The organism is Corallococcus sp. CA047B (genome assembly GCF_003612065.1).
GTDB lineage: Bacteria > Myxococcota > Myxococcia > Myxococcales > Myxococcaceae > Corallococcus > Corallococcus praedator.
Genome location: NZ_RAWD01000680.1, coordinates 1 through 915, shown reverse-complemented (window position 1 = coordinate 915; position 915 = coordinate 1). Strand labels below are relative to the sequence as shown.

At 73.7% G+C, this 915-nt stretch carries 1 protein-coding gene; it reads left to right on the top strand.

The window, feature by feature from the left end:
* Window positions 1-97: 97 nt before the first annotated feature.
* A partial coding sequence (locus D7X74_RS42140; RefSeq protein WP_120538485.1) for a glycosyltransferase 87 family protein occupies window positions 98-915 on the top strand: 818 nt, incomplete at its 3' end.

The window sequence follows — 915 nt, the reverse complement described above, 5'->3', positions numbered from 1 at the left end:
GGCCCCGATGCAACCCGCCCCCACTCCGCTCGCGACGTCGTCCCTTCCCGCTCCTCCGCGCTCCTGGCGGGAACGGGTCCCCTGGCCCCTGGTCCTCGTGGCGCTCGGCGCCTTCGTGCTGCGTGCGCTGGCGTTCTTCCATCCCACCGGCCCGCTCGGCTACCCGATGGACTACGACGAGGGCGTCTACTTCTCCGCCGCGGCGCTGCTCCTGCGCGGGGACCTGCCCTACCGCGACTTCATCTTCGTCCACCCTCCCGGCGCGCTCCTGCTCTGGGCTCCCGGCGCCGCCCTCACCCTGGGCTTCGACGCCGCCACGGCCTACGGCGTGACCCGCTTCGCCGCCGCCGCCGTGGGCGCCCTCTGCGCGTTCCTCGCGGGCCGCATCGCGTGGCGCGCCTGGGGTCCCCTCGCCGGCTGCGTGGCCGCGCTCGCCTACGCCGCGTACCCGGAGGCCATCACCGTCGAGCGCGGCACCTTCCTCGAACCCCTGCTCAACGTCCTGTGCCTGGGCTTCGCCAACCTCTGGCTCACCTCCGACACGCCCTCCCGCGCTCGGCGCATTTTCGCGGGCGTCCTCATCGGCCTCGCGGTGTCGGTGAAGCTTCCCGGCGGACTCTGGCTCGTCGCCGCGCTGCTGGCCCGGCCTTGGAAGGAATCCTGGCGCGACGTGCTCACGCTCGCGCTCATCGCCTTCGCCACGTTCGTCGTCGTCGTGGCCCCCCTCGCGGCGCAGGCCCCGTCCGAGTTCTTCCGCGACGTCATCGCCTTCCAGGCACTGCGCCCCGCCCACGGCGAAGCCGACCGACTGCTGCGCCTGCGCGACATCTTCCACGAGCGCCGGTTGGGAGAAGTCGCGCTCGCGCTCGTGGGCCTGGGGTTCGCCTGCGCTCACGCCTTCCGAGCCCCCTCCCC